Below are 26,993 nucleotides of genomic sequence, written 5' to 3'. Positions count from 1 at the left end.
AGTATGCGAACGCTCGCCTTCGACGGTCGGATGGGCGCCGCCGGCGACATGCTGCTCGGCGCGCTCGTCGCGGCCGGCGCCGACCCCGCCGTCCTCGATCCCGTCGAGGAGGTCCTGCCCGTCACCTACGAGTTCGACACCGTCGACAAGCGTGGCATCGCCGCGACCCGTGCCCGGGTCGTCCACGACGAGGCTCGGACCGAGGGAGGGGACGACGGTGAGGACGGTCGTGGCGGTCACGACCACTCACACGACCATCATCACGGCCACGATCACGCCGACTCCCACGATCCTCACGACGACGGCCATTCACACGCCGACGGACACGGCCACTCACACGACCACGAAGACAGTCACACTCACGGTCACGAACACGACCACGGTGCGGAGGGCCACGGCCCGCAACGAACCTACGCCGAGGTGGTCGAATTCGTCGAGGACGCGGGGCTCCCGGCGGGCGTCGAATCGGACGCGCTCGCCGTCTTCGAGGTCCTCGGCGAGGCGGAGTCGTCCGTCCACGGTCAGCCCCTCGGGGACACGCACTTCCACGAAGTCGGCGCCGACGACGCCATCGCCGATGTGGTCGGGTGCTGTCTCCTGTTCGCCGACCTCGCGCCCGATCGCGTCGTGACGACGCCGCTCGCGACCGGCGACGGCGAGATCGAGTTCAGCCACGGCGTCTACCCGGTCCCTGTCCCGGCGGTCGTCGAGATCGCGGAGCGCGCCGGCTGGTCGCTCCGCGGCGGCCCGGTCGACGCCGAACTGCTGACGCCCACCGGCGCGGCGATCCTCGCACACTTCGCCGAGGGCGTGAAGCGACTACCGTCGCTCCGCGTCGAGCAGTCCGGCTACGGCGCGGGCGGCTACGACTTCCCGGACCGCCCGAACGTCCTCCGGGCGATCGTCGGCGAGACGCGGACGGACGGCGGCGAGGCGGTCACCCCCGGGGAGACGGCGGCCGAATCGGGGCTCGTCCGCGACGACGTCGCCGTGCTGGAGACGAACCTCGACGACGCGACGCCGGAGGTGCTCGGCGGCCTCTACGAGGCGCTGGGGGAGGCCGGTGCCCGCGACGTCTCGATCCTGCCCGCGACGATGAAGAAGTCGCGACCGGGCCACCTGGTGAAGGTGATCTGCAAGCCCGAGGACGCCGGGGCCGTCGCGCGCCGACTCGCGGAGGAGACCGGCACGCTCGGCGTGCGGGAGGGCGGCGCGCGCCACCGCTGGATCGCCGAGCGCGCGTTCGAGACTGCCGAACTCGAGATCGACGGGGAGGCGTACGAGGTCACCGTGAAGGTCGCGTCGGATGCGGACGGCACGGCGTACGACGTGAGCGCGGAGTACGACGACGCCGCGGCGGTCGCCCGCGAGACTGGCCTGCCGACCCGCGAGGTGCTCCGCCGCGCGGAGGCGGCCGTGCGGGAGGACTGAGCGGCGGGCACGGATGACCGACGAGTACGAGTGTCCGACCTGCGGCGAGCGGTTCACACGGGCGGAGGCGATCCGCTCGGAGACGACGGGCGGACTCGACCCACGGGCGTGGCAGACGCTGAACTGCCCGGCCTGTGGCAACCGGGTGAGGACGGTGTTCGTCGGCGACGAGTAGTCACTCCTCCTGCTGCTCGGCGAGCGCCTCCGCCATCGTGAGTTCCCCGAGCGCGACCCGTCGAGCCAGCGACTCGCCGATGGTCACCTCACCGTCGGAGCGCTCGCGGGACTCGTTCTTCACCCGCTGTATCTCGCCGGCCGTCGGGTTCACGTCGCGCGTCTCGACGCGGTCGCCCTCACGTCGGGCGATGTTCACCGCCGCGAGCACGTCCGCCATGCCCTTTCCGTTCGCGCCGGCGCCCAGCACGGGCGTCGTCCCCGTCTCGTCGACGAGTTCCACGGTCACGCCCTCCAGGTCGTTCACGATGCGCGCGCCCTGGAGCCGGGCGCCGTCGCCGACGCGGACCAGCGCGTCCGGCTCGCCGTCGACTTCCCGGCGGACCGCGTCGACCGCGTCCGCGACCGGAACGTGGTACGCCGCGACGACCGTCTCGCCCGAGAGCACGGCGATGCCCGGCCGCTCCCCGGGGTCGACGCCGACGACGAGGCGACCCTCGCCCCCGCGGACCACGCCGAGCGCCGTGGCGACGCCGGCGCGGGCGTCCTCGGCCGTCGTGGTGACGCGCTCCACATCCTCGGTCCCGTCGACGTCGTCTGGGACGCGATCGGACGGGGCGGAGATGACGACCTCCGCCCGATCGGGCAACTCCGTGCCCGGTTCCTGGGTCGTGAAGGTCGCTCCGCGGTCGCGGAGTTCGCCGACGACGGCGTGATAGAGTGCGAAGTCCTCGGTGGCGACGACGATCACTGGCCGGGAGTAGGTCACGGGACCGGCTTTACGGTGTCGCCCCCGCGGTCCGGGGGGTTCTTAACCGATGGCGCCCCAGCCACGCCCGTGTCCGACCCGCTCACCACCGGCTCCGACGCCCTCGACGACCTCCTCGGCGGCGGCCTCGAGCGCGGCGTCGTCACGCAGTTGTACGGCCCGCCGGCGGCCGGGAAGACGAACGTCGCGCTGACCGCCGCGGCCGAGGCGGCCGCCGCCGGCGACACGGTGCTCTACATCGACACCGAGGACCTGTCGATGGAGCGCTTCCGGCAGATCGCCGAGGCGCGTTCCGAGGAACCGGTCGAGGAGGTCGCCTCGCGACTCATCGTCACCGAGGCGCTGTCCTTCGAGGAGCAGGCGGAGGCGATCCGGGACGTCGAGGGGTTCGCCGAGGAGGCGGACCTCATCGTCCTCGACTCGGCGACGGGGTTCTACCGGCTGGAGCGAGGCGAGGACCAGCAGGGCGGCGACTCGCTCCGGACGGTCGCCAAGCAGATCACCCACCTCCTCTCGCTGGCCCGCAAGCGCGACCTCGCCGTCCTCATCACGAACCAGGTGTTCACCGACCCCGACGCCGACCGGGTCCGGCCGCTCGGGGGGAACACGCTCGAGCACTGGACGGGCGTCGTCGTCCGCCTCGATCGCTACCGCGGGGGGAACCGCCGCGCGACCCTGGAAAAGCACCGCTCCCAGCCCGCAGGGGGGACCGCGCGGTTCCGCATCACCGGATCGGGGATCGAGGACGGCGACGAACCCTGAGCGGATGCCGTCCGACCGTCCGTTCCGCTGGTTTCCGGGTCTCCACCCGCCGAAACGCCCGTAGCAGACCGTCAGGACTCCCGAGACGGGAGTCGAGCGATTCAAGTAGCCGCCGGCGGTTCTTCGGGGTATGAAAGATCAGAGCGGACGTCAGAAGCGAAAGCGTACCGGCGGTCGACGCCGCACGTTTCGGAACAAGAAGCGACACCAGCTCGGCCGCGAGCCGGCCGAGACGACCGTCGGCGAGCCCCGGTTCCAGGTCGTCGCCTCCCGCGGTACGGGCCAGAAGGTCCGCGCGCTCTCCACGAACGTCGCGCAGGTCACCGAAGGCGGCGACACGACCGAGGCCGAGATCGAGGACGTCGTCGAGAACCCCGCGAACGTGAACTACGTCCGCCGGAACATCATCACGAAGGGCGCCGTCATCGAGACGAGCGCCGGCACCGCGCGCGTCACCTCCCGTCCGGGTCAGACCGGCCAGGTGAACGCCGTCGTCGTCGACGAGTAACCCGGTTCGCGTTTTCCGAATCTCCGTTTTACGCGATAGCGACGCCTACCCTCCGCCGGGAAGCGGGCAGAGGCTCGCGGTGAACGCGACGACCTCGTCGGTGTCGTTGCGCGCGCCGTGGACGTCGCCGCGCTCGTGGAGCACGACGCCCGGCGCGTCGACCGCCGCCTCCTCGCCGTCGCGGATCACCGTGACGGTGCCGCGGACGACGTGGAAGACGTTTGTGCTGTCCGCGTGTTCGTGGGGCGAGAGTTCGGCGCCGGGGCCGAGCGCGAACGCCTTCACGAGCACGTCGTCGGTCACGACCACTTCCGCCGACTCGACCGCGCCGTCGTCGGGGTCGAGTTCTGAGAGGACGTCTGCGAGTCGGTCCATGGTGTGACGTTCTCCCGCTGGACAAAAAGCGTGTGTGGGTGCCCGAATCAGTGCCCCCCGATACCGCCGCGGGCGGTCGGCGCCCACCCGTCGCGTGCCTCCGAGTCGCGCCCCCGGCGAGGCGCGTCCGCGTTCAGTTGCCGTCCGTCGGTCGGCGGCGACCTGCGGTCGGTTCCGGTCGCGCCCGCGGACGCCTCATCCGCGTCCGACGGGAACGAACTCGGGCCTACGGTCGACCGTTACCGTTTCCGTTGCCGCGGTTCCCGCGGTCGTCGCTCTTCCCGTTCGAGTCGTCCTCGTCTTCCTCATCGTCTTCGTCCTCGTCATCTTCATCGTTCTCCGCGTCGTCCGACTCCTCCCCGTCGTCAGCGTCGTCGGACGGGCCGACGTCGTCGGGCTTTCCAGCGTCGTCGGGCTTCCCGGCGTCGTCGGGCGCGCCCCGCTCGGACGCGTCCTTCTTCTGGGAGACGATGTCGCTCAGCGCGGCGCCGAGGGTCGTGTCCTCGTCGAGGTTACCGTCGAGGAAGGCGTTGATGATGCCGTGGATCTGGGAGACGCGGTCGTTCGCCTGCGGGGGCATATCCGTCGGCGGCCCGCGCGCCTCGTCCTCCGCTCCGTCTGCGTACTCGAACCCGCCCTCGACGAGGGTGAGAGTGCCGTTCTCGAGCGCGTACTCGAACTCGCCAGTGACGTTCTCGCCCGAGACCTCGATCTCGATCTCCGACTCGTTCGAGTCGAACGTCACGGTCCCGTTCGCGTCGGTCGTGCCGACCGACTCGTTGTCGACGCTGACGTCCAGCCCGTCGACGCCGGAGCCGCTCTCGGCGACGACGAACGTCACCGTGCCGTTATCGTAGCTCGCGTCCGCGTCGTAGTCGACGGGTTCCGTTTCGGTCCCTGTCTCCGTCGCCGTCTCTGTGGTCGTCGTGTCCGTTCCCTCCGCCCCTGTCGCGGCGGCCCCGGCGCCGGCACTCACCATGAGCGCGACGACGAAGACCACCAGCAGTCCATGTGCGTTCATCGCGATTTCCCCCTGGACCCCACACTACATGAATAGGGGAAACGCCGAACGCGAGTTCCCCGATTTGAAGCGCTCTGAACCCGAATTAAGCCCGATTAAGGGACGGTTCGGTGCGGCAGTCGCCCGGTCCGACCGGTCGCGGGTGTTCGAGCCTCGCCCTCCCCGCGGGCGACGTGGGCCGTCGTCGGTCGGCGTCGGCCCCCGCGCTTAGGTGTCTTCCAGCCGAACTGGTACCATGGTCGGATCCGACACTTCGGACGACGAGAGCTTCCCGGTGGGCTGGTCGGAGGCGGAGAGCATGGAGGCGATGCCGTCGACCGACGACGCCCGGGCATCGGTCCTGTACGAGCGGGAGGGCGCGGAGGTGGGACTACGAGTGTTCCCCTCGGAGCCGAACGTCCCCCACGCCGACACCGATCGCTGGCGGGTCGGCGTCGTCCAGGGGTCCTTCGACAACCCGGACCGCATGGACCCGATCGCCGACGTGGAGGGCCGGGACGAGGCGCTCGACGTCGCGCGGTCGTTCATGGAGGCGTACGAGGACGCCGAAGGGGCGGACAGGATCGAGCGGGCGATGGAAGCGGTCTCGCAGTAGCTACGCCGCGAGTTCCTCGGCGACCACGTCGGCGGCGAGGAGGTCGGGGTCGACCGCGAGGTCCGCCTGCGCCTTCGCGAACTCCGGGAGCGAGTCGTGGGCGTACGCGACCACGCGGACGTCCGGGTTCAGTTCCTTCGCGACGGCGATGCTCGTCGCCTCCTCGAGGTCCGTGAGGACGAACAGCGCGGCGCCGTCGATACCCGCTTCGCGGAGGGTCTCGCCGGAGACGACGTCCTCGATGCGGGTGACGCCGAACCCGTGGGACTCGAGGGCGTCCGCGAGGCGCTCCTCGTCGGGACCGGCGACGATGGCGGTTTTACTCGTCATGGCTTGCTGGAGCGCCCCGGCGGTGAAAAGGGGTTGTATTCGCGATTTGGTTCTCGGATGTTCGTGTTGACGTGTATTCCGTCCGCAGTGCGAATTGGAACGCCTCGGAAGCGCCCACGGCTCTCGGCTCCCGCGCCCCACGCTGCGCTCCTCGGCCTTCGGCCTGCGGTGCTTGCGGGGTCGGGGTTCGCCGAGCAACTGGACAGCAAGCTCTCCTGAGTTCACGGGCGCAGCGCGCCCGTGAAAGCCGTGGTCCCTTCCATCCCCACCCTGCCGAATCTCGGCCCAGGGACACGACCCGACTACCGAACGAAAACGCCGTCGGTAGTCCTCCCGAGCGTTCGCCGGCCAACTGTCGGGGGGATGCGTGCGGGCGCCACGCGAGCGGCCCCGAAGTTCTCGTGAGCGACCGGAGGGAGCGAACGAGAGCGCGCAAGTCGAACGAGGTGAGTCTCGCGGAGGGCCGGGAGCCGCGCCCGCCGGGGAGGCGTGGGGAGGACACACGACGCTCGCCTGACCGTCCCCAGGGCGGGACTGAAAGCCAGTCGTGATCCAGTTCACAGCTCGCGCTCGAGAACTCACGAACAGAAAGAAGTCGCCAGAATATCCGAACCGAACCTACTCGTACTCGATCGTCGCGGGCGGCTTGTGCGTCACGTCGTACACGACGCGGGCCACGTTCTCGTTCTCGCCGGTGATCCGCGACTGGATCCGCTGGAGCGTCTTCCACGGCAGTTCCTGCGCGCGGGCGGTCATCCCGTCGCGCGACTCCACGGACCGGACGCTGACGACCCAGCCGTGGACGCGGTTGTCGCCCTTCACGCCCGTCGCCTTGCCGAGGACGGCGGCGAACGCCTGCCAGGGGTCGTGCTCCTCGGTCTCCTCCTCGACGACGTGGCACGCCGCGCGGGCCACCTCGACCTTCTCGCGGGTGACCTCGCCGACGACGCGGACCGCGAGGCCCGGGCCCGGGAACGGCATGCGCTCGGAGACGACCTCCTCCAGGTCGAGCGCCCGGGCGACCTCGCGGACCTCGTCCTTGTACAGGTCGCGGACGGGTTCGACGATGCCCTCGAAGTCGACCACGTCGGGCAGGCCGCCGACGTTGTGGTGGGACTTGATGTTCCCCTCGCTCTCGATGCGGTCGGGGTAGATGGTCCCCTGGACGAGGTAGTCCGCGTCGGCCTCCTTCGCCTCGCGCTCGAACTCGCGAATGAACCCCTCGCCGATGACGTTCCGCTTCTCCTCGGGGTCGGTCACGCCCGACAGCGCGTCGAGGAAGCGGTCCTGCGCCTCCACGACCCGCAGCGAGTCCATGAACGAGAACGTCTCGCGGATGGCGTCCGTCTCCCCCTTCCGCATCAGCCCCGTGTCGACGTACACCGGTGTGAGTCGGTCGCCGAGCGCGCGGTACGCGAGCGCCGCCGCGACCGAGGAGTCGACGCCGCCCGAGAGCGCGATGACGGCGTTGGCGTCGCCGACCTCGTCGCTGATCTCGGCTGTGGCCTCCTCGATGAAGGCGTCTGCGTCCACCATCAGAGGGTCACCCCCTCTTCGTCCGCTCCTCCACGCGGGTCGGTACGCTCCAGGACCGCGTCGAGCAGGCCGACGAACGGCGGGCTGGCGCGGTCCGGGCGCGAGCGGAACTCGGGGTGGAACTGCGTGCCGAGGAAGTACGGGTGGTCCGCGCGCTCGAGGATCTCCATCCGACGGCCCGCCCGGCCGGAGAACGCCAGGTCGCCGGCCTCCAGGTCGTCGATGTACTCGGGGTTCACCTCGTAGCGGTGGCGGTGGCGTTCGACGCAGACATCCGCGCCGTACACCTCGTGGGCGAGCGTGCCCGGCAGAATCTCCGTCTCGTGGGCGCCGAGACGCATCGTCCCGCCCATGTCGTCCTCGTCGGCCTGCTCGGGGAGGAGGTCGATGACCGGGTGCGCTGTGTTGGGGTCGAGTTCGGCCGAGTGGGCGTCCTCGAGCCCGAGCACGTTCCGCGCGTGCTCGACGACGGCCATCTGGAAGCCGAGACAGAGCCCCAGGAACGGGACGTCGTGCTCGCGGGCGTAGCGGATGGCCTCGATCTTCCCGGCCGTCCCCCGCGAGCCGAAGCCGCCGGGGACGACGACGCCGTCGGCCTCCCGGAGGCGCTCGTCGTGGTGGTCGAGCATCTCGTCGGAGTTGACCCACTGGACGTTCACGTCGACGCCGCGCTCCAGTCCGGCGTGCTTCAGCGACTCGTGGACCGACATGTACGCGTCCTCGAGGTCGTACTTGCCGACCAGCGCGATGTCGACCTCGCCCGTTCGCTCGCGCGTGACGAGGTTCCGCCAGGTGTTCTCGCGCTCGCCCTCGGGGAGCGCCTCGCCGGCGAGGCCGAGTCGCTCCATCACGTACTCGTCGAGCCCCTCCTCCTCGACGACGAGCGGGACGTGGTACACGTCCTCGACGTCGGGGTTCGAGAACACCGCGTCCGTCGGGACGTCGCCGAACAGGGCGATCTTCTCCTTCGTCGCCGGGTCGAGTTTGTCGTCACAGCGCCCGACGACGATGTCGGGCTGGAGGCCGATGCTCCGGAGCTCCTTGACCGAGTGCTGGGTCGGCTTCGTCTTCTGCTCGCCGTTCTTCGAGTACGGGACGAGTGTGACGTGGGTGAAGAGGACGTTGTCATCGGGCTCCTCGTGGGCGAACTGGCGGAGCGCCTCGAGGTACGGCATCCCCTCGATGTCGCCGACGGTGCCGCCGATCTCGACGATGCAGACGTCGGTCCCCTCGGCGGCCTCGCGGATGCGCCGCTTGATGTCGTCGGTGACGTGCGGGATGACCTGGACCGTCTTCCCGAGGTAGTCGCCGGCGCGCTCCTTGTCGATGACGTGCTGGTACGTCTTCCCCGTGGTGACGTTGTGGTCGGAGGTCATGTCGACCCCGAGGAAGCGCTCGTAGTTCCCCAGGTCGAGGTCCACCTCGCCACCGTCCTTCAGTACGTACACCTCGCCGTGCTGGTACGGGTTCATCGTCCCCGCGTCCACGTTCAGGTAGGGGTCGATCTTCACCGCCGTCACGTCGAACCCGGCGTTGGCGAGGAGGCGGCCGGTAGACGCGGCCGTGATGCCCTTTCCCAGCCCGGACATGACACCGCCGGTGACGAAGATGAATTTGCGACCCAGTGTCGGGTCGTACCCCGTTTCCTCTGTCGGCATACTGACCGTGCGTCAGGCCCGTGGAAAACCGTTTCGGAGGGACGCGGAGTGGTCGGTTCGATGACGTCCTCCGGGCGGTACTCGGTCGGTCTGCACACGGGACGGACTCGGACTGACGGAGGAAACCTCCCGGTCGCTACCTCGCTCTCACCACACGAACAGCTCCGGTCACGGCCCCGCAAGGTTATGTCACGGCCGCGTCAACACCTGTACGTATGCAGGTCCTCATCGCGGGCGGCGACGGTTTCATCGGGCGGTACCTCTGCCGGGAACTCGACGAGCGGGGCCACGACGTGACGGCGATGGCCCGCTCGCCGGACGACGCAGACCTCCCGGACGGCGTGGAGACGGTCCGGGGCGACGTGACCGACTACGACTCAGTCCGCGACGCACCCGCGGGCGCGGACGCGGTCGTCAACCTCGTCGCTCTCTCCCCGCTGTTCACGCCCGACGGCGGCAACGAGATGCACGACAGGGTCCACCGACTGGGAACCGAGAACCTCCTGCGGGCGGCCGAGGAGGCCGACGTGGGGCGGTTCGTCCAGCAGTCTGCGCTCGGCGCCGACCCGGACGGCGACACCCACTACATCCGGGCCAAGGGCCGCGCGGAGGCGGCGGTCCGCGACAGCGACCTGCCCCACGTGATCACCCGGCCCTCGGTCGTCTTCGGCGACGGGGGGGAGTTCGTCTCGTTCACGAAGCGCATGAAGGGGATGTTCGCCCCGGGCTTGCCGGTGTACCCGCTGCCGGGCGGCGGGGAGACGCGGTTCCAGCCGATCTGGGTCGGCGACCTCGTGCCCATGCTCGCGGACGCGGTCGAGGACGACGACCACCTCGGGGAGACGTACGAACTGGGCGGCCCCGAGGTGCTCACGCTCCGGCAGATCACCGACATGGTGTACGAGTCCGAGGGGAAGTCCGTCTCCGTCGTCGGCCTCCCCATGGGACTTGCGAAGGTCGGATTGACGGTGCTGGGGACGCTCGGGTTCCCGATGGGGCCCGATCAGTACCGCTCGCTCGAGTTCGACAACACCACGCGCGACAACGCCATCGGGGCGTTCGACGTGCGGGAGGCCGACCTCACGACGTTCGCGGAGTACCTGGGGCTGGAGGGGAGAGGGGGAACGGCTCGACGGACCGGTACGCCGGCGTAAGCTCACCCCGGCCCACTGAACTCTCCAGACCTACAGATAGTCCAACTTCTCGAGGTAGTACGACCGAGACGACTGGTAAGGGACGGTTACCACCGGAGTTATGGCGGGAGTAACTAATGCGGATAGCCTCCCGAGACGAGACAGAACGATGGCAAGTCAGACAGCTGTCGGACGCTCGACCGGTGCCGGAAAGGAGAGCTTACCTGGACGCAGTCGTGCGGTTTCCGGGCCAGCACGGGGGCCCGGCGGCTCTCAGAATCGATACCCCCAACACAAACCTTTTATCCACGCTGAAACTGTTTCTCGGCTAATGAGGAGGGGAGACGCATGAAACTCGCACTCATCGGTTTCGGACAAGCAGGGGGAAAGATCGTCGATACGTTCGTCGACTACGACCGTCGGACGGGGAGCGACATCGTTCGCGCCGCGGTCGCTGTGAACACGGCGAAGGCCGACCTCATGGGACTGGAGAACATCCCACAGGACCAGCGCGTGCTGATCGGACAGTCGCGCGTCAAGGGTCACGGGGTCGGCGCCGACAACGAGCTCGGCGCGGAGATCGCCGAGGAGGACATCGACGAGGTGCAGGGCGCCGTCGACTCCATCCCGGTCCACGAGGTCGACGCGTTCCTCGTGGTCTCCGGGCTGGGCGGCGGCTCCGGGTCGGGCGGTGCGCCCGTGCTCGCGAAGCACCTCAAGCGCATCTACACCGAACCCGTCTACGGACTGGGAGTCCTGCCTGGCTCGGACGAGGGCGGCATCTACACGCTCAACGCGGCGCGTTCGTTCCAGACGTTCGTCCGTGAGGTGGACAACCTCATGGTGTTCGACAACGACGCGTGGCGCAAGACCGGCGAGTCGGTGTCGGGCGGCTACGACGAGATCAACGAGGAGATCGTCAAGCGGTTCGGCATCCTCTTCGGCGCCGGCGAGGTCGAGGCCGGCCAGGAGGTCGCGGAGTCGGTCGTCGACTCCAGCGAGATCATCAACACGCTCAGCGGCGGCGGCGTGTCGACGGTCGGCTACGCCAGCGAGGAGGTCGAGGAGAAGTCCTCCGGCGGCCTGCTCTCGCGGCTCACCGGCGACGACGGCGGCGACGAGGGGCTCGACACGGCCCACACGACCAACCGCATCACGTCGCTCGTCCGCAAGGCGGCGCTCGGGCGGCTCACCCTGCCCTGCGAGATCGAGGGCGCAGAGCGCGCCCTGCTCGTCATGGCCGGCCCGCCCCAGCACCTCAACCGCAAGGGCATCGAGCGCGGCCGGAAGTGGCTCGAAGAGCAGACCGGCTCGATGGAGGTCCGCGGCGGCGACTACCCCGTCAGCGGTTCGGGCTTCGTTGCGGCGGTCATCCTGCTGTCGGGCGTGACGAACGTCCCGCGCATCAAGGAGCTCCAGCAGGTCGCCATCGAGGCGCAAGACAACATCGACGAGATCCGGCAGGAGAGCGACGACAACCTGGACAACCTGGTAAGTGATGACGAAGACGAGCTCGAATCGCTGTTCTAGGCTCGTCCAGGTCCTCATCGTACTCTCGCTCCTCGTGACGGCCGTCGCGCCAGCGGCTGCCGTCTCGGTCGGCGAGCAGGACCTGCCCGACACCGCCGAGGTCGGCGAGGAGGTCACGGCCACGTTGACGCTCGCCGAACTGTACGGCGAGTACGACAGCTGGCAGCTCGCCGGCTCGACCGGCCTCGGGAACGTCACCTGGACGGTGACGTACTACGACCAGGCGGGCAACCAGGTGGACCAGGAGTCCTACGACGGGGAGTCGTTCGAGGGGGCCTCGGTCTCCATCGACGACGGCCACGACGAGGTCCGGGTCCGCGTGACCGGCACCGTCCCCCCGATCGAGGCGTACGACTACGAGCGGCAGGCCGAGTTCCGGCTGGTCGAACTCCAGCAGGTGCGTCAGGGCGGGGACTCCAACGAGATCGTCGCGGAGAACGCGACCCAGTACACCCAAGAGAGCCGCGAGGCGCGCGAGGCGCTCGACTCGGCGGCGGCCGCCATCGACTCGGCCGGCAACCCGACGAACGCGGAGGAGACGTTCGACAGCGCCGTGAACGCCTACGAGGCCGGCAACTTCGACAACGCGGTCACGCTCGCCGAGCGATCCGAGCGCGAGGCGAACCAGGCCTCCAGCGATCAGCAGCGGAACCAGCTCATCATCTACGGCGTCGCGGGCCTGCTCGTGCTCGCGGTCCTCGTCGGGGGCGTCCTGTACTGGCGCTCCGGGCAGGACAACTACGATCGACTCGGTTGAGATGCGCGCGATCGTGCCGTTCGCGGCCGAGCGGCCGAAGACGCGCCTCGCGGACGTTCTGACGGCGTCCGAGCGCCGATCCTTCGCCGACGCGATGCTGAGCGACGTGCTCGACGCGCTTCGGGCGGCCGACTTCTCGCCCCACCTGCTCGCCACCGAGCGACAGGACCGCGACGTCGCTCAGACGGTGGACGACCGGCCGCTGACCGAGGCGGTGAACGACGCGCTCCGCGAGCACGGCGCCTCCGACGACGAACCGGTCGCCGTCGTGATGGCCGACCTCGCGCTCGCCACGCCCGCCGCGCTCTCGCGACTGACCGCCGGCGGCGACGTGGTGATCGCGCCGGGGCGCGGCGGCGGGACGAACGCGCTCGTCGTCCGACACCCGGAGTTCCGGGTGGACTACCACGGCGCCTCGTACCTGGACCACCTCCGGGCCGCGCGGGACGTCGGCGCGAGCGTGCGCGAGGTGGACTCGTGGCGGCTCGCGACCGACGTGGACGAACCCGAGGACCTCGTGGAGGTGCTGCTGCACGGGGAGGGCGCGTCGCGGGACTGGCTCGTCGACGCGGGGTTCGAACTGGATACGAGCGACGGCAGGGTTGGCCTTACTCGGTCGGAATAGAACTCATTCGGACTGCCTTCGTTCGATAGTGTCTCCCCCATTACTTCTAGAGCATTACGGTCACAGGGACGACCGCGAAAGTCTCGCGACTCCTTTTACTCCCACTGATTCCTGTCCAGAAGAGCGACGAGCCACGGAAAGTCAGCGTTCGACCTGCTTGCCGACTGGCCTTACTCCCGCTCCAGGCTCGTCACGATGCCCTTCGCGGCGGCGAGTTCCTCCTCGTTGACGCCGTGGCCCATGCCCTCGTAGATGCGCTCGTCGACCTCGGCGCCGAGGTCCTCGAACACGTCCCGGGTCTCGTGGACGCGCTCCAGCGGGATGTGGGGATCGACGTCCGAACAGCCGAGGAACGCCGGCGTCCCGTCGAGGTCGCCCTCGTACTCCCGGGGGGTCCCCTCCGGACCGACGAGTCCGCCGGAGAACGCGACGACGCCGCCGTAGCGCCGGGCGTTCCGGGCGACCCACTCCGAGGAGAGGCACGCGCCCTGCGAGAAGCCGAGCAGGGCGACACGATCGTGACCCACCGCGTCGGCAGCGCGTTTGACCGTCTCGCCGAGGAACTCGAGCGCGGAGTCCAGGTGGGGCTGGTTCTTCTCCGTCTCCTCCAGGAACGAGTGGGGGTACCAGGTGTGATTCGCCGCCTGGGGCGCGAGGTAGGCGACGTGGTCGGTGCCGAACTCGCTGGCCATCCCGAGGATGCTCCGAGCGGTCGCGCCGCGGCCGTGGACCATCACCACCGCCGCCCGTGCGTCCGCCAGGTCGGCGCCGGCCGTGACGACCTGCTGGTCGGCGTGGGGACCCTCAGTCATCCGCCCGAACCTCCCCGTCGACGTCGGACGACCCGTCGGCCGCGGACAGCGGCGGCAGCGCCGACTCGATCCGCTCGCGGTCGTCGGCCAGCCACTCCGGCAGCTTCAGCTCCTCGCCGAGCGCCCCGACCGGCTCGTCGATGTCGAACCCCGGGCCGTCGGTGGCGAACTCGAACAGCACCCCACCGGGCTCGCGGAAGTAGATGGATCGGAAGTACTGGCGGTCCTTCACGGGGGTCGCGTGCTGGCCGCGCTCGCGGAGCGCCTGCTGCCAGGCGAGCTGGGTCTCGTCGTCTGGCACGCGGAAGGCCACGTGGTGGACGGACCCGATGCCGCCGCCGGCGGGACCCGCGTCGGGCCGTTCGACCAGGTCCACGACGGCCGCGCGGTCGCCGGCGCCGCGGAACCGGGTCCGGTCGCCCGTCTCGTCGACCCACTCGTAGCCCATGAACTCGAGCAGGTCGGCGGTCGCGTCGACGTCGCCGAGCTTGAGCGTGACGCCGTGGAAGCCGCGGATCTGGTGCTCCTCGGGGACCGGCGAGTCGGCCCACGGTTCGATGCCGCCGAACTCGTCGGTCCCAACGAGTTCGAGTTCCTGCCCGTCGGGGTCGGTGAAGGGGAGCACGCGCGCGCCGAACCGGTCCTCGGGTTCTCGCACCTGGGCACCTTCGGATTCGAGGCGGTCGCGCCAGTAGTCGAGGCTCCCCTCCGGCACCGCGAACACGGTGGCCGACACCTCGCCGGTGCCGTTGCGGCCGCGGCGCCCCTCGCCGAACGGGAACACGGTGTAGACGGTTCCGGGCGTGCCGACCTCGTCGCCGTAGTAGAGGTGGTAGGTGTTCACGTCGTCGAAGTTGACGGTCCGCTTCACCAGCCGGAGGCCCAGTGTCTCCCGGAAGAACCGAACGTTCTCGTCGGGGTCGCCGGACATCACCGTCACGTGGTGGATGCCCTCGATCGGGTCCAGATGGTCGGGTTGCGTCATGCCATCGCGTTGGTGAGCCGGCCGGATAAGGACTCGCGAACGGCGGGGTCACCCGGTTACGTCGGTGTCACTGGGCGCTCGATGGGCTGGTCTGTGACTTTTCGACTTCGGGTCCGATGGTTGATGGAGTACCACTACGTACGAGTTACAGAAACCCCATCGTGTTTCGCCCGCAGTGCTCGCCCCTTCCACGAGCGGTCGGGCAGAGGGCGTGGCTGCCGCGCGCCACGTGGATTCAGGATCTGCAGTGGCGCGTGCCGGCTGGCCTCCGTGCCAGCCGGACGCGCGCGAGGGACGAGCGAGCGTCAGCGAGCGAGTCGGCTGGGGAGGGTGTGGCTGCGGCGCGGTTGGGTGGGACTGAAAGGGGCCGCGGGGGCTTTCCCGGTCGCCTCCCGGTCCTCAGCCCTGCAGGTCGCTGACGGACTGGGGGTCGAAACACCACCCTTCGCTACAACCACCCATCGCCGCGACCGACTCCCTTTTGGGGACTCCGGAACCACGTGTTCCCGTGTTCCCCGGCGCCGCGGAGTACGACGTCGACGTGTCGGTCGACGACGACGCCGTCAACGACCTGCTCACAGTGACGCCCGACGACGTCGAAGCGGCGCCGGCACTCACCTTCGCCCGCAACGTCTTCCTCCCGCTCACCACCGCCTGCCGGTACACCTGCACCTACTGCACCTACTACGACGTGCCCGGCGAGGCGAGCCTCATGTCGCCCGAGGAGGTGCGCGAGCAGTGCCGGATCGGCGCCGACGCCGGCTGTACGGAGGCGCTGTTCACCTTCGGAGACAAGCCCGACGACCGCTACACCGCCATCCACGACCAGCTCGACGAATGGGGCTACGACGACATCGTGGACTACCACGTCCGCGCCTGCGAGATCGCGCTGGAGGAGGGGCTGCTCCCGCACTCGAACCCGGGCGACCTCTCCCGCGAGGAGTTTGAGCGCCTGCGCGACGTGAACGTCTCGATGGGCGTGATGCTGGAGACGACCGCCGAGGTCGCGGCCCACAGCGGCGCCCGCCGGAAGACGCCAGGCCAGCGGCTCGACACGATCCGGGCCGCCGGTGAGGCGCGCGTCCCGTTCACGACCGGTATCCTCGTCGGCATCGGCGAGGGCTGGCGCGACCGCGCCGAGTCGCTGTTCGCCATCCGGGAGCTCCACGAGCGGTACGGCCACGTCCAGGAGGTAATCGTCCAGCCCGTCGTCCCGAACGAGCGCTCCGACTACGACGCCCCCTCGACGGGGACGATGCGGCGCGTCGTGGCGATGGCCCGCGCCGCGCTCCCCGAGGAGGTGTCGGTGCAGTCGCCGCCGAACCTCGCGCCCGTGCGCGACCTGCTCGACTGCGGCGTTGACGACCTCGGCGGCGTCTCGCCGGTGACGGACGACTACATCAACCCCGACTATGAGTGGCCGGCGCTCCGGGAACTCGAGGATGTCGCCGACCACGGCGGCGTCCCGCTTTTCGAGCGGCTGCCGGTGTACGACCGGTTCGTCCCCGACGAACTCGGCGGGTCGGCCGGGACGTCCGACGCCCCCGACGACGGCTGGATCGCGGACCGTCTGAGGGATGCCATCGGCGACGACGGTTCGGCGGGGCGACGGTTCCGTTCGGTGCTCGAAAGGGGCAAGAATCCCCTCGAACCGTGACGCCGGTCTCGTGGATGTTCTGGTCGAGCCCCCATACGGGGTGTGGGATTCCGTGACGCGGCACGCTGTGTCGCGTGTCACCACTCCACACGAATGCTGCCCGTAGCCGGGAGCAGGTGCAGAACTCGCCCGGTGACGAACCCGCATAACAGTTCGTTACGTACAGGCCGCGTATGAACTCAGTCGAACGGTGGAAGCAGGAGAAACACCCCCTCGACGTCGTCGACGACGTCCGCGAGTACGCGGAGGAGGGGCTCGCGTTCGACGAGATCGAGGCGCGGGCCGGCGACGGGGAGTGGGAGCGGCTCAAGTGGGCCGGGATGTACGCCCACGGGCGCCAGGACGGCTACTTCATGATGCGGACGAAGGTGCCCGGCGGCCGCCTCACCCCCGAGCAGGCCGAGGTGATCGGCGAGGTCGCGGACGAGTACGCGACCGCACCGCCGGAGCACGGCGGCGCAGAGCAGAACGAGATCTGGGGCGACGCGTTCCTCGATATCACGACGCGCCAGGACGTCCAGATGCACTGGATCGAGGTCGAGGACGTGCCCGCCATCTGGGAACGGTACGACGAGGTCGGACTCACGACGATCCAGGGATGCGGCGACTCCGCCCGCAACGTGCTCGGCTGCCCGGCCGCCGGGCTGACCGACCACGAGTGCTTCGACGCCCAGCCGGTGGTCGACGCGGTCTCGGACTTCTTCACGGAGAACCGGGAGTACGCCAACCTCCCCCGGAAGTTCAAACTGACCATCACGGGCTGTCGCGAGGACTGCGCGCAGTCCCAGATCAACGACGTGGGGTTGACGCCGGCGCGAAAGGAGGTCGAGGGCGAGGAGCTCTACGGCTTCCACGTCCGGGTCGGCGGTGGCCTCTCGGACGGCCCGCGGATGGCCTCGCCGCTGGACGTGTTCGTTCCGCCGGAGGACGCCGTGGAGTTCTGTCGTGCGGTCGCCCAGGCGTTCAAGGAACTCGGCGACCGGAACAACCGGGGCGTCTGCCGGATGCGCTACCTCGTCCAGCAGCTCGGCCCCGAAACGTTCGAGGAGGCCGTCCGCGACCGCTGCGACGTCGACCTCCCGACGAGGGGGACCGACCGAACCGTGGGGTACACCGGCGACCACGTCGGCGTCCACGAGCAGAAGCGGGACGGCCTGTGCTACGTCGGCTTCAACGTCATCGCGGGCCGGATGGGCGGCGACGAGTTCGCCGCGGCCGCCCGCGCCGCCCGGGAGTACGGCACCGACGACGCCACGGTCAGGCTCGCCACCGACCAGAACTTCCTGATCACGCACGTCCCCGAGGGGAACGTCGACGACCTGCTCGCCGAACCCTTCGCGGCCGACTACCAGCCCGACCCGGGGCCGTTCTCGCGGGGCGCGGTAGGCTGCACCGGCTCGGAGTTCTGCAACTACGGCATCATCGAGACGAAAAAGCGCGTCCGCCGCTGGGCGAGGGAACTGGACCGGCGCATCGACACCCCGGACGACCTTGAGGTCGTGCGGATGCACATGTCCGGCTGCTCGGCCTCCTGTGCCCAGCCGCAGATCGCTGACATCGGCTTCCGGGGGGAGACGGTCAAGGTCGAAGAGGACGGCGAGGTCGGCGATATCGTCGAGGGGATGGACTTCGGTCTCGGCGGGAGCCTCGGGACGGATAACGAGTTCCTCGACTGGGTCGAGACCGCGGTGCCCGCCGGATCGGTCATCCCGGCGCTGGCGGAACTGTTCGCGGCGTACGCGGACGATCGACGTGACGGCGAGCGGTTCTACGAGTGGTGCCGCCGCGTCGACGACGACGATCTTCGGGCGCTCATGCAGCGTGCGGAGGCAAACGTCGCGGGAGGTGTCGCGGCCGATGACTGACGGGCAACACCGGGAGGAGTGTGGGGTGAACGCGCCCGCCGACGCAGCGCCCGAACTCGTCGAGGATGCTGTCCCGAACACCGCCTCCGACGAGGACGAGACCGCGGACCAGCCACTCCCGCGAATCCCCGAGTCCGGGGGGACGGGCGACGAGGCCACCGTGCCGCCGACGAGCGGCGGTGGCGGCCGCGGGGGTCGAACCGATCACTCCGGTCACGAGCGGACGGACGCGAAGCCCATCCGGTTCTACCGGGGGGAAGCGGAGCGCGACGGTGGCGAGCGTGGCGACGAAACCGGAACGGCTGATGGTGCTAGCGTCTGCGGCTGTGGCGGCAGCTGCGGCTGCGACGGTGCCGACGAGCGTGCTGGAATCGACGACGGTAGGCGAACTGCCGCCCCGGACGGCGGCGCGCGCCCCGCGAACGTCGACGGCGAGGGGAACCTCGGCGACCTGTCGTTCACCGAGCCGGGCGAGGGGAGGAGCCAGGACCTCTCGACGGACCGGCCGGACAGGCGGGTCGGGGTCCCGGACGGCATCGACCTCGACACGCCCGGCTACGCCATCCGGGACGAGATGAACGACATCGAGACGCCCGACGGGAAGACGTGGTTCATGGAGCTCGACGCGGCCGTCATCGACGAGGGGCGCTGTATCCAGTGCGGAACCTGCGTCGCCTCCTGCCCGTCCGACTCCATCGGCATCGGCGACGACGGTCTTCCGGAACTGGTGAAGATGTGCACCGGCTGCTCGCTCTGCTGGGACTTCTGCCCGCGCGGCGGCCTGCGCTACGAGCGCCAGTGGAAGATCACCGGCGGCGAGGACAACGTGAAGGGCGCCGGCGACCCCATCACGGAGTTCTCCGCGAAGGTGGAGGAGTCGTGGCGCGAGAACGCCCAGGACGGTGGGCTCGTCACGTCGGTCCTGATCCACCTGCTGGAGGCCGGGGAGATCGACGGCGCGCTCGTCGCCACCGAGTCCGAGGAGGAGCCCTGGAAGGCCGAGAGCTTCCTCGCGACGACGCCGGAGGAGCTGATCGCGAACGCGGGGAGCTTCTACAACCAGACGATGGCGCTCGGGAACGTCGACGTCGACCAGTGGGCCGAGAAGCTCCCCGAGACGGACCCGGAGGACCTCTCGCTGGCGCTCGTCGGCACGCCCTGCGAGATCGAGGGGATCCGCGCCCTGCAGGACTTCGACTGGGACTACGCCTCTCAGGAGGCGGGCGTCCGCGCCGCCGACTACACTATCGCGCTGATGTGCACGAAGAACTTCAATTACGAGCGCCTCGTCGGCGAGCAGCTCGCCGAGAAGCGGGACATCCAGCCCGAGGAGATCGGGAAGCTCGACGTCCTCCACGGGGACATGATCGTCTACGACGACGACGGCGACCTCCTGCTGGAGGAGGACATCGAGGAGTTCCACGGCGCCGCGCTGAAGGGCTGTGACGAGTGCGCCGACTTCACCGGCTACTGCGCGGACCTCACGGTCGGTTCGGTCGGGTCGAGCGACGAGTACTCCAGCGTCATCGTCCGCACCGAGCGGGGGCTGAAGGCGTGGGAGCTGACGGAGCCGGACCTCGACTACCACGACCTGGAGGACCGCTCCGCCGTCGGCGGCCTCCAGTCGTGGGACAAGAAGAAGGCGTTCGAGTCGCTGGAACGCCCGTTCGACCCGGACGCCCCGCGGTTCATCGAGTACACCGAACACGCCGAGCGGTACGGGACGGAGCTGAACCCGCACGAGGCCGATCACTGAGGGGCGCGAGTTCGGTCAGCCTCCACGACCGGGCCCCAGTCCCCCCAGTACGACCGATAACACCCGCGTTCTCCGGCGTCACCAGTTTATTTATATGCCCGTCCGAAGCCGATGCCGATGGACCCAGTCGCGCTACAGGTCGGAATCGACGTCGGTGCTGTGTTCGCGGACGCCGAAGTGTACCTGCGACAGCTCGTCAACTTCGTCGTCGCGTTTCTCCTGGTCTACATTGTCGGTCGCCTGGCGTTCGTCCCGCTGGTGAAACGGGCGCTCTCGGCCCGCGGGTTCGACGAGGGGGTGCTGGGCTTAGCCGACAGCGTCGCTGCCGGGATCGTCCTGTTCGCTGCCGTTGCGGTGGCGTTCAGCGTCGCCGTCCCCGGCGCCTCGTTGACCGCGTTCGCGGCCCTCGGCGGCGCGCTCGCGCTGGCGATCGGCTTCGCCGCGCAGGACCTGATCGGCAACTTCGTCGCCGGCGTGTTCATCCTGAAGGACGAGCCGTTCCGGGTCGGCGACTGGATCGAGTGGAACGACACCGCCGGGCGCGTCGAGGAGATCGACCTCCGCGTCTCGCGCGTCCGGACCTTCGACAACGAGCAGATCACCGTCCCCAACGGGGAACTGGCGAACAACGCCGTGAAGAACCCCGTCGCGTACGACACGCTCCGCCAGAAGTTCGTCTTCGGCATCGGCTACGACGACGACATCGACCAAGCGACCGACATCCTGGTCGAGGAGGCCGAGGCCCACGGGGAGATCCTCGACGACCCGGCGACGTCGGTCCGCCTGACCGAACTCGGCGACTCGGCAGTCGGCCTCCAGTCGCGCTTCTGGATCGACGATCCGGACCGCTCGGACTTCGTCCGCGTTCGCTCGGAGTACGTGCAGGCGGTGAAGGAGCGGTTCGACGCGGAGGGGATCGACATGCCGTACGTGCACCGTCAGCTCACCGGCGAGGTCGAGGTCGTCGAGGAGTTAGCGGAGCCGTAACGAAGGCCCGTACGCCGATGGAACGGACGATGACGCACCGTCGACGCTGGCGGCTCTCACAAGACACATATTCTCCGGGGTTCCAGGTGGGGGCAGCGTGAACGTCCCCGATCGGCTCCGGGCCGCCTTCGATCGCTCCTACGAGGGGCTCCTCCGCCGTGAGATCACCGGCGCACCCGAACACGTCGCCATCATCCAGGACGGCAACCGGCGGTACGCGCGCTCGCAGGGCGAGGACGCGCCCGACGGCCACCGAGCCGGCGCGGATACGACGGAGCGCGTGCTCGACTGGTGTGCCGACCTCGGCGTCGAGGAGCTGACCCTCTACGCCTTCTCGACGGAGAACTTCGACCGCCCGGACGAGGAACTGGCCCCCCTGTTCGACCTCCTCGAGTCGAAGCTCCGAGAGTTCGCCGACGCCGACCGCGTCCACGACCAGGAGGTGTGCATCCGCGCGCTCGGCGACGTGGCGATGCTCCCTGACCGGGTCCGCGCGGCCGTGGACTACGCGGAGCGCCGGACCGACGGCTACGACGGCTTCACCCTCAACATCGCGCTGGCGTACGGCGGCCGGAACGAACTGCTCGGCGCCGTCCGGGAGGTCGCCGGCGACGTGGCCGACGGGAGCCTCGCCGCGACCGACGTCGACGTGGACGAGGTGGAGTCCCGCCTCTACCGCAGCCCCGTCCGCGACGTGGACCTCATCATCCGGACCGGCGGCGACGAGCGAACCTCGAACTTCCTCCCCTGGCACGCCAACGGCAACGAGGCGGCGGTGTTCTTCTGTACGCCGTTCTGGCCGGAGTTCTCGAAGGTCGACCTCCTCCGGGGCATCCGGACGTACGAGGCCCGCGAGGAGTCGTGGCGCCGCGCCCGCACGAAGCGCGCGGTCGCGCTCGTCCGCTCGCTCGCGGCGACCGAGACGGAGGCGGCCCGGGCCGTGGCGACGCGCCTGCGCGAGACGCTCCCCAGCGGCGACGCCGCCGAAGTGGAGGAGGCGCTGGAGTCGAAGGGCGGGACGGCGGACTGAATCAGGTCGTCTCGGTCGTCCCTTCTCCGGCGTCTCCCTCCTCGTCGGCGGCCTCGATCGCTTGGACGCGTTTCTTCGCCAGAACTCCGCCGAGCGCGCCGAAGACGACCGGGTAGACGAGTGCGGCGAACAGGCTGGGGATACCGGCAGGCCCGGCGGCCACGTGCTCCGCGGCGGGGGCGGTGATCAGGAACGCGCCGAGCACCAGCAGCGGCGTGTAGCCGACCGCGACGCTCGCACCGCCGCTGACGGCCATCGAGAGCCCGATACCGTCGGAGCGGACGAAGGCGTACCCCGCGGCGACGAGCAGGACCGGGGGAACGAGGTAGAGGAGGAACGCGACCCCGCCGACGGCGTTGAGGAAGTTGACGTTCGTCAGCGTCGCCCGCCCGGCGAGCACGTCGGTCGTCGGCACCGACGTGGGTACGAGGTGGGCGTTGTACCAGAGCCACCCGGCCGCAGTCGCGGTCCCCGGTTCGAGCACCTCGCGCATCGGTGCCGGGTCGCGGAGGTCGCCGGGGAGTTCGACGGCCAGCATGGCGGATCGTCGGAGCGTCGCGAGGGCGAACGCGGGGAGGTAGCCGAGGAGGGCGGCGGCGAGGCCGAGCGCGGCCGAGCGCCGGAGCGGGACGTGGGTGAACGCCATTAATTCGGCTCGCACGAGCCCGTATGTAGTTCTTCCGTCGCCCGTGAGATTCGAACGGGATCGACACCTCACTCCCACCGCCGTTCCTCGTCGGTTCGCAGGTTGTCGTACTTCCAGAGCTCCTCGGGCGGTATCTCGTGTGTGATGCCGAAGTACGACTTGACCCGCTTCCCGAGAAGCCCGCCCAGCCCGCCGAACGCGACCGGATAGAGCAGCCCGGCACGGTACGCGCTCGTCAGGAGGTCCGGCCCGTCCGTCGGCACCTGGTCCGTGCAGAAGTACACGCTGCCGGCGTAACAGCAGAGGAAGAAGCCGAGGACCGTCGTCGCGCCCGTGTAGAACTCGCATCTCGGTTTCGGCGTCCACGAGACGAGCACGACCACGAACCCCGCGACGAACAGGTGCGCCGGCGCGAGCGCGAACAGGTACCAGTGGGTGTCCGCGATGCCCGCCATCGGGTTTACGTTCCACGTCCCGCCCATCGCGGGGTAGTGGGTCGCCATCGGGGAGAACAGGCTCCCGTGCCAGAGCCACGCGAGCACCTTCCACCGCGGGACGTCCGACGGAACGCTGGCGGCCAGGGGCGGGAGTCGGTGGCCCGTCGTGGCCGTCGTCGTCGCCATCGCCCGCCGGACGGTTCCGGGCCGGAGCGTGAACATCGCGAGGTAGCCGGCGAGATAGCACGCGACGCCGGCGACCAGGCCCCGTTTCCACCTGACGTACGTGAATACCACGAGTGGGATGGCTCGTCATCCCTGAAAAACCTCGACCTGGCCGCGCGACCATCGACCGGCCGTGAGCGGGACCGGGGCGACTCGCGAGTGGCCCTCGCTACCGCCCGAACCGCCGCTGTCGGTTCTGGTAGTCCAGCACCGCCCGCAAGTAGTCGCGAAGCCGGAAGTCGCGCCAGTTCACGTCGGTGAAGTACAGTTCGGAGTACACCGACTGCCAGATCAGGAAGTCGGAGAGCCGCTCGGCGCCCGTCTTGACCACCAAATCGGGCTCCTCCGGGAAGACGAGTCGCTCCTCGATGTCCGCCCCGTCGACGTCCTCGGGCGACAGTTCCCCCTCCTCGACGGCCTCGGCGATCTCCCGGACCGCGGCGGCGAACTCCCGTTTCCCGCCGAGGCCGATGTTCACCCGGACCGGCGCGTCCGCGCGCTCGGTGTCGTCCGGGGTCCGGACCGCGACGGGGCGGGGCGACTCCACCTCGGCGAGTTCGCGTGCGAGGGTGTCGACGACCGCCTCGTCGAGCACCGAGACCGAGACGGTGACGCGCTCGGCGCCGTACTCGAACGCCCAGCCGAGCACGTCCTCCAGCGTCTCGTAGGCGCCCTGCTCGAGGAGGTCGCGCTCGGTGATGACGAGCGCGACGTGCCGCGGCGGGTCGGCGCCGAGGCGCCGGTGACGGAGCGCGAGATAGGTGTCGTAGATGCCCACTGATTGCCACCTCCGCGAGCGTTCGGCAAAAACCTGTCCGGTCGTCGTCGCTCCCTCCGGAGCCGAAATCACCCGCGAGGTACCATGTCGGGAGCGTTAAGTGCGCGTCCGCGATACCGGTCCACGTGACTCACCGACTTCGGCGTGCCGGGGCGTTCGCCGCCGTCGCGACGCTGGTGCTCGCCGCGCCCGCGCTCGGGCCGGCCGCCGCCGCCCCCTTCGCCGCAGTCGCCGTCCTCGCCGCCTTCGTCATCGAGGACGGACCCGTCTTCGAACTGTTCGCCCGCCCCGGCGACCACGAGGACCGACGGCTCAACGGACTGGCCGGGTTCACGCTCGCCGCCGCCGCCCTCGGCATCCTCACGGTCGACTACCCGCAGGCGCCGCCGCTCCCCGGCACCGTGTTCGCCGCCGCCGTCCTCACGCTCGCGTACGGCAACCTCGGCCGCGAGTTCGTCCGCGACGTCACGACCGACGAGTTCGCCGTCGTCGCGGGATTCGTCACCGTCGGCACCGTCGCGGGCACCCTCGGCCAGGCGTTCGTCGCGGCCGCGGCGAGCGAGTTCGCCGTCGCGGCGCTTCCGAAGTACACCTTCCTCGCGGCCGTCGGGTCGCTCATCGCCGCGCTGCTCCGCTCCATCCTGTTCGGCCGTGACGACCCGCTCGTGATGGTCTCGGTCGGCTTCATCCTCTGGCTGTTCGCCGCGCTCACCGGGACCGTACCGGCGCGGCTCGTCGCGGTCGGCCTCGGCCTCGCGGTCGCGCTCGGCTGGGTGTCCTACGCGCTGGACGCGGCCTCGGTCCCTGGGATGCTCACGGGCGTCCTGCTCGCGGCCGTCTCGGTCGTCCTCGGCGGCTACGGCTGGTTCGCCGTGCTGATCTCGTTCTTCTCGGTCGGCGCGCTCGCGACGAAGTACCGCTACGAGGAGAAGGAGGCTCGCGGCGTCGCCGAGGAGAACGACGGCGCCCGCGGCACAGGGAACGTCCTCGGGAACGCCTCGGTCGCGCTGTTCACCGTCGTGGGCTACGCGGTCGCCGTCCACCTGCTCGATCCCGGAATCCCGCTCGCCGACGTCGCGCCGACGCTGCTCGCGTTCGCGTTCGCCGGCTCGGTCGCGGCGGCGATGGCCGACACGCTCTCCTCGGAGTTCGGCGGCCTGTACGACGACCCGCGGCTCGTCACCACGTTCGAGCGCGTCGAACCGGGCACGGACGGCGCGGTCACCTGGCAGGGCGAACTCGCCGGCCTCGTCGGCTCGGCGCTCGTCGGCGGCATCGCCGCGCTGTCGATGCCCCTTGGGGACCCGATCCTCGCGCTCGCCGTCGTCACCGGCGGGGGTGTCATCGGGATGACCGTCGACAGCCTGCTCGGCGCGACAGTCGAGGGCAGCAGGCTGACGAACCAGACCGTCAATTTCCTCGCGACGCTCGCCGGAGCGCTCGCCGGGAGCGCGCTCGCGATCCCCCTCGCGTGACCCGCGTTCGACAGGGTCGACCGGCCGACGAGCCCGCGCTCGCGGGGCTCCAGGCGCACCTCCACGAGCCGAGCTCCGAACTTCTCTCCCACGGGCTCCGGACCGGCGACGTGCTCGTGAGCGTCGCGGACGGGACCCCAGTCGGCTACGTCGTTCCGGTCGGGGGCGACGGCGTCCACGTCGCGGAACTGGTCGTCCACCCCGACCACCGCCGCGAGGGCCGCGCAGCGGAACTGCTCCGCCGCGTCGTCGACGACGCGGACGAGACCGTCACCCTCCTCGTCGCCCCCGACAACGAGCCTGCGCTCGAACTGTACCGGAAGCTCGGCTTCGCGGTCACGGGTCGAAGGCCGGGCTTCTACGACGACGGCGACGCGCTCGCGATGGCTCGCGACCCCGACGAGAACTCGGGCCGTGACCACGAGGACGCAGGGGAGCCGACTCAGGACTCCGGGTGGGACGACGAGTAGCGCCGGACCGCCGGCCCCGCGAGCAACAGGAACGCGGCGAGCGCCGCCGCGGCGACGAGTCGCGCGTCGACCACCGCGCTCACCCCGCCGCTCGCGAGTCGCCCCGCCGAGGCGCCGGCGACGGTGCCGGCGATCGCCCAGGGGACCTCGCCGACCGCGGTGCCGGCGAGGTACGGCCTGGGACGAACGCCCGCGAGGCCGGCGGCGACGCTGACGGCGTCAGACGGCGTCGGGACCAGCCGCGAGGCGGCCACCGACCGGAAGCCGCCGGCGACCGAGACGGCGCGCTCGCCCGCGTCGGCCGCCCGCCGAGTCAGCGCCGAGGCCCGGCCGTCGCCCCAGCCGTCCCGGCCGCGCAGCGCGAGCAGGTACGGCGGGACGCTCGTGGCGGTGATGAGCAGCAGCGCGAACGGGGCGCCGGCGAGCCCGTAGCCGTAACCGGCCAGCACCGCCAGCAGCGACGTCGGCCACGCGAGCAGCGGGCGGACGACGGCCAGCAGGCAGAGCGCGAGCCCCAGCCGGACCGGGTCGGCGGTGAGCCACTCGAGCCGCGAGAGGAGGAGGTCCGGCGAGGAGAGCCACGCCAGCGCCACGACGACGAGCGCCAGCAGGCCCGCGGCGAGGGCGCGACGGTTCACGCTCTCGGGTGGGTGTGGCGGGGCAAAA

28 protein-coding genes are annotated in these 26,993 nt (G+C 70.1%); 16 read left to right on the top strand and 12 right to left on the bottom strand.

Annotation, left to right across the window (positions count from 1 at the left end; genetic code table 11):
- Window positions 1-3 precede the first annotated feature (3 nt).
- Both larC and HUG10_RS08995 read left to right on the top strand, forming a co-directional pair.
- Window positions 4-1,431 carry a nickel pincer cofactor biosynthesis protein LarC gene (larC, locus tag HUG10_RS09000; protein ID WP_179169254.1) on the top strand — a complete coding sequence of 476 codons (1,428 nt, stop codon included), beginning with the start codon at window positions 4-6 and terminating at the stop codon, window positions 1,429-1,431.
- 13 nt (window positions 1,432-1,444) lie between these two features.
- The gene (locus tag HUG10_RS08995; RefSeq protein ID WP_179169253.1) at window positions 1,445-1,606 is read left to right on the top strand and encodes an FmdB family zinc ribbon protein; all 162 of its coding nucleotides are present in this window, start codon (window positions 1,445-1,447) and stop codon (window positions 1,604-1,606) included.
- Here the strand turns inward: HUG10_RS08995 and HUG10_RS08990 are convergent, their stop codons facing one another.
- Window positions 1,607-2,356, bottom strand: coding sequence for a hypothetical protein (locus tag HUG10_RS08990; protein WP_179169252.1), 750 nt, complete (start codon window positions 2,354-2,356; stop codon window positions 1,607-1,609).
- An 87-nt stretch (window positions 2,357-2,443) separates the two neighbouring features.
- On the opposite strand from HUG10_RS08990, the gene radB reads away from it, so the two are divergent.
- Window positions 2,444-3,136, top strand: coding sequence for a DNA repair and recombination protein RadB (radB, locus tag HUG10_RS08985; protein ID WP_179169251.1), 693 nt, complete (start codon window positions 2,444-2,446; stop codon window positions 3,134-3,136).
- A 130-nt stretch (window positions 3,137-3,266) separates the two neighbouring features.
- Entirely contained in the window at window positions 3,267-3,644 is a 378-nt protein-coding gene (locus tag HUG10_RS08980; protein WP_179169250.1) for a 30S ribosomal protein S8e, read from the top strand.
- A gap of 45 nt (window positions 3,645-3,689) precedes the next feature.
- On the opposite strand, the gene HUG10_RS08975 is transcribed toward HUG10_RS08980, so the two are convergent.
- Complete coding sequence (locus HUG10_RS08975) at window positions 3,690-4,019, bottom strand: cupin domain-containing protein (RefSeq protein ID WP_179169249.1); 330 nt, start codon at window positions 4,017-4,019, stop codon at window positions 3,690-3,692.
- 226 nt (window positions 4,020-4,245) lie between these two features.
- The gene (locus HUG10_RS08970) at window positions 4,246-5,040 is read right to left on the bottom strand and encodes a hypothetical protein (RefSeq protein WP_179169248.1); all 795 of its coding nucleotides are present in this window, start codon (window positions 5,038-5,040) and stop codon (window positions 4,246-4,248) included.
- A 235-nt stretch (window positions 5,041-5,275) separates the two neighbouring features.
- On the opposite strand from HUG10_RS08970, the gene HUG10_RS08965 reads away from it, so the two are divergent.
- Window positions 5,276-5,635: a hypothetical protein gene (locus HUG10_RS08965; RefSeq protein ID WP_179169247.1), complete on the top strand. Its 360-nt coding sequence runs from the start codon at window positions 5,276-5,278 to the stop codon at window positions 5,633-5,635.
- Here HUG10_RS08965 and HUG10_RS08960 read toward each other — a convergent pair whose 3' ends face one another.
- The 3 genes from HUG10_RS08960 to HUG10_RS08950 form a co-directional block, all read right to left on the bottom strand.
- Entirely contained in the window at window positions 5,636-5,965 is a 330-nt protein-coding gene (locus tag HUG10_RS08960) for a DUF7126 family protein (protein WP_179169246.1), read from the bottom strand.
- A gap of 618 nt (window positions 5,966-6,583) precedes the next feature.
- The gene (guaA, locus tag HUG10_RS08955) at window positions 6,584-7,501 is read right to left on the bottom strand and encodes a glutamine-hydrolyzing GMP synthase (RefSeq protein ID WP_179169245.1); all 918 of its coding nucleotides are present in this window, start codon (window positions 7,499-7,501) and stop codon (window positions 6,584-6,586) included.
- Complete coding sequence (locus tag HUG10_RS08950) at window positions 7,501-9,159, bottom strand: CTP synthase (protein ID WP_179169244.1); 1,659 nt, start codon at window positions 9,157-9,159, stop codon at window positions 7,501-7,503. The genes guaA and HUG10_RS08950 overlap by 1 nt, the downstream gene beginning before the upstream one ends.
- 215 nt (window positions 9,160-9,374) lie before the next feature.
- Between HUG10_RS08950 and HUG10_RS08945 the strand changes: the two genes are divergently transcribed.
- From HUG10_RS08945 to cofC, 4 genes are all read left to right on the top strand, one after another.
- Entirely contained in the window at window positions 9,375-10,313 is a 939-nt protein-coding gene (locus tag HUG10_RS08945) for a complex I NDUFA9 subunit family protein (RefSeq protein WP_179169243.1), read from the top strand.
- A gap of 327 nt (window positions 10,314-10,640) precedes the next feature.
- Window positions 10,641-11,822 carry a tubulin/FtsZ family protein gene (locus HUG10_RS08940; RefSeq protein ID WP_179169242.1) on the top strand — a complete coding sequence of 394 codons (1,182 nt, stop codon included), beginning with the start codon at window positions 10,641-10,643 and terminating at the stop codon, window positions 11,820-11,822.
- Window positions 11,791-12,579 (top strand): hypothetical protein, encoded by a 789-nt coding sequence (locus tag HUG10_RS08935; RefSeq protein WP_179169241.1) that lies wholly within the window; start codon window positions 11,791-11,793, stop codon window positions 12,577-12,579. Before HUG10_RS08940 ends, HUG10_RS08935 begins: the two co-directional genes overlap by 32 nt.
- Before the next feature lies 1 nt (window position 12,580).
- Complete coding sequence (gene cofC / locus HUG10_RS08930) at window positions 12,581-13,204, top strand: 2-phospho-L-lactate guanylyltransferase (protein WP_179169240.1); 624 nt, start codon at window positions 12,581-12,583, stop codon at window positions 13,202-13,204.
- Window positions 13,205-13,374: 170 nt separating this feature from the next.
- Here the strand turns inward: cofC and HUG10_RS08925 are convergent, their stop codons facing one another.
- Window positions 13,375-14,016 (bottom strand): alpha/beta hydrolase, encoded by a 642-nt coding sequence (locus HUG10_RS08925; protein ID WP_179169239.1) that lies wholly within the window; start codon window positions 14,014-14,016, stop codon window positions 13,375-13,377.
- Complete coding sequence (locus HUG10_RS08920; RefSeq protein ID WP_179169238.1) at window positions 14,009-15,001, bottom strand: ring-cleaving dioxygenase; 993 nt, start codon at window positions 14,999-15,001, stop codon at window positions 14,009-14,011. Before HUG10_RS08920 ends, HUG10_RS08925 begins: the two co-directional genes overlap by 8 nt.
- Before the next feature lie 508 nt (window positions 15,002-15,509).
- Here HUG10_RS08920 and cofG point away from each other — a divergent pair.
- The 5 genes from cofG to uppS all read left to right on the top strand — a co-directional run bounded on the left by cofG (window position 15,510) and on the right by uppS (window position 22,296).
- The gene (gene cofG, locus HUG10_RS08915; protein WP_179169237.1) at window positions 15,510-16,658 is read left to right on the top strand and encodes a 7,8-didemethyl-8-hydroxy-5-deazariboflavin synthase subunit CofG; all 1,149 of its coding nucleotides are present in this window, start codon (window positions 15,510-15,512) and stop codon (window positions 16,656-16,658) included.
- A 173-nt stretch (window positions 16,659-16,831) separates the two neighbouring features.
- Window positions 16,832-18,523 carry a nitrite/sulfite reductase gene (locus tag HUG10_RS08910; protein ID WP_179169236.1) on the top strand — a complete coding sequence of 564 codons (1,692 nt, stop codon included), beginning with the start codon at window positions 16,832-16,834 and terminating at the stop codon, window positions 18,521-18,523.
- Window positions 18,516-20,279 carry a Coenzyme F420 hydrogenase/dehydrogenase, beta subunit C-terminal domain gene (locus HUG10_RS08905; RefSeq protein ID WP_179169235.1) on the top strand — a complete coding sequence of 588 codons (1,764 nt, stop codon included), beginning with the start codon at window positions 18,516-18,518 and terminating at the stop codon, window positions 20,277-20,279. Before HUG10_RS08910 ends, HUG10_RS08905 begins: the two co-directional genes overlap by 8 nt.
- A gap of 117 nt (window positions 20,280-20,396) precedes the next feature.
- Entirely contained in the window at window positions 20,397-21,266 is an 870-nt protein-coding gene (locus HUG10_RS08900; RefSeq protein WP_179169234.1) for a mechanosensitive ion channel family protein, read from the top strand.
- 97 nt (window positions 21,267-21,363) lie between these two features.
- Entirely contained in the window at window positions 21,364-22,296 is a 933-nt protein-coding gene (uppS, locus tag HUG10_RS08895; RefSeq protein WP_179169233.1) for a polyprenyl diphosphate synthase, read from the top strand.
- 1 nt (window position 22,297) lies between these two features.
- On the opposite strand, the gene HUG10_RS08890 is transcribed toward uppS, so the two are convergent.
- The 3 genes from HUG10_RS08890 to HUG10_RS08880 form a co-directional block, all read right to left on the bottom strand.
- A complete protein-coding gene (locus HUG10_RS08890) occupies window positions 22,298-22,942 on the bottom strand; it encodes a hypothetical protein (protein WP_179169232.1) in 645 nt (214 codons plus the stop codon).
- A gap of 68 nt (window positions 22,943-23,010) precedes the next feature.
- The gene (locus HUG10_RS08885; protein WP_179169231.1) at window positions 23,011-23,676 is read right to left on the bottom strand and encodes a hypothetical protein; all 666 of its coding nucleotides are present in this window, start codon (window positions 23,674-23,676) and stop codon (window positions 23,011-23,013) included.
- 97 nt (window positions 23,677-23,773) lie between these two features.
- Complete coding sequence (locus HUG10_RS08880) at window positions 23,774-24,382, bottom strand: undecaprenyl diphosphate synthase family protein (RefSeq protein ID WP_179169230.1); 609 nt, start codon at window positions 24,380-24,382, stop codon at window positions 23,774-23,776.
- Window positions 24,383-24,507: 125 nt separating this feature from the next.
- On the opposite strand from HUG10_RS08880, the gene HUG10_RS08875 reads away from it, so the two are divergent.
- Both HUG10_RS08875 and HUG10_RS08870 read left to right on the top strand, forming a co-directional pair.
- Complete coding sequence (locus HUG10_RS08875; protein ID WP_179169229.1) at window positions 24,508-25,857, top strand: DUF92 domain-containing protein; 1,350 nt, start codon at window positions 24,508-24,510, stop codon at window positions 25,855-25,857.
- A complete protein-coding gene (locus HUG10_RS08870) occupies window positions 25,854-26,327 on the top strand; it encodes a GNAT family N-acetyltransferase (protein WP_179169228.1) in 474 nt (157 codons plus the stop codon). Before HUG10_RS08875 ends, HUG10_RS08870 begins: the two co-directional genes overlap by 4 nt.
- Here the strand turns inward: HUG10_RS08870 and HUG10_RS08865 are convergent.
- Complete coding sequence (locus HUG10_RS08865; RefSeq protein WP_179169227.1) at window positions 26,300-26,965, bottom strand: TVP38/TMEM64 family protein; 666 nt, start codon at window positions 26,963-26,965, stop codon at window positions 26,300-26,302. The genes HUG10_RS08870 and HUG10_RS08865 overlap by 28 nt on opposite strands.
- Between the last annotated feature and the right edge of the window lie 28 nt (window positions 26,966-26,993).

It is taken from the genome of Halorarum halophilum (assembly GCF_013401515.1).
Classification (GTDB): domain Archaea; phylum Halobacteriota; class Halobacteria; order Halobacteriales; family Haloferacaceae; genus Halorarum; species Halorarum halophilum.
The sequence above is the reverse complement of the archived record's forward strand: the minus strand, read 5'-3'. Positions and strand labels throughout refer to the sequence as shown.

Coding starts and splice junctions, on each gene's coding strand:
- larC (WP_179169254.1), top strand. CDS start 4: ATGCGAACGCTCGCCTTCGACGGTCGGATGGGCGCCGCCGGCGACATG.
- HUG10_RS08995 (WP_179169253.1), top strand. CDS start 1,445: ATGACCGACGAGTACGAGTGTCCGACCTGCGGCGAGCGGTTCACACGG.
- HUG10_RS08980 (WP_179169250.1), top strand. CDS start 3,267: ATGAAAGATCAGAGCGGACGTCAGAAGCGAAAGCGTACCGGCGGTCGA.
- HUG10_RS08975 (WP_179169249.1), bottom strand. CDS start 4,019: ATGGACCGACTCGCAGACGTCCTCTCAGAACTCGACCCCGACGACGGC.
- HUG10_RS08970 (WP_179169248.1), bottom strand. CDS start 5,040: ATGAACGCACATGGACTGCTGGTGGTCTTCGTCGTCGCGCTCATGGTG.
- HUG10_RS08965 (WP_179169247.1), top strand. CDS start 5,276: ATGGTCGGATCCGACACTTCGGACGACGAGAGCTTCCCGGTGGGCTGG.
- HUG10_RS08960 (WP_179169246.1), bottom strand. CDS start 5,965: ATGACGAGTAAAACCGCCATCGTCGCCGGTCCCGACGAGGAGCGCCTC.
- guaA (WP_179169245.1), bottom strand. CDS start 7,501: ATGGTGGACGCAGACGCCTTCATCGAGGAGGCCACAGCCGAGATCAGC.
- HUG10_RS08950 (WP_179169244.1), bottom strand. CDS start 9,159: ATGCCGACAGAGGAAACGGGGTACGACCCGACACTGGGTCGCAAATTC.
- HUG10_RS08945 (WP_179169243.1), top strand. CDS start 9,375: ATGCAGGTCCTCATCGCGGGCGGCGACGGTTTCATCGGGCGGTACCTC.
- HUG10_RS08940 (WP_179169242.1), top strand. CDS start 10,641: ATGAAACTCGCACTCATCGGTTTCGGACAAGCAGGGGGAAAGATCGTC.
- HUG10_RS08935 (WP_179169241.1), top strand. CDS start 11,791: ATGACGAAGACGAGCTCGAATCGCTGTTCTAGGCTCGTCCAGGTCCTC.
- cofC (WP_179169240.1), top strand. CDS start 12,581: ATGCGCGCGATCGTGCCGTTCGCGGCCGAGCGGCCGAAGACGCGCCTC.
- HUG10_RS08925 (WP_179169239.1), bottom strand. CDS start 14,016: ATGACTGAGGGTCCCCACGCCGACCAGCAGGTCGTCACGGCCGGCGCC.
- HUG10_RS08920 (WP_179169238.1), bottom strand. CDS start 15,001: ATGACGCAACCCGACCATCTGGACCCGATCGAGGGCATCCACCACGTG.
- HUG10_RS08910 (WP_179169236.1), top strand. CDS start 16,832: ATGAACTCAGTCGAACGGTGGAAGCAGGAGAAACACCCCCTCGACGTC.
- HUG10_RS08905 (WP_179169235.1), top strand. CDS start 18,516: ATGACTGACGGGCAACACCGGGAGGAGTGTGGGGTGAACGCGCCCGCC.
- HUG10_RS08900 (WP_179169234.1), top strand. CDS start 20,397: ATGGACCCAGTCGCGCTACAGGTCGGAATCGACGTCGGTGCTGTGTTC.
- HUG10_RS08890 (WP_179169232.1), bottom strand. CDS start 22,942: ATGGCGTTCACCCACGTCCCGCTCCGGCGCTCGGCCGCGCTCGGCCTC.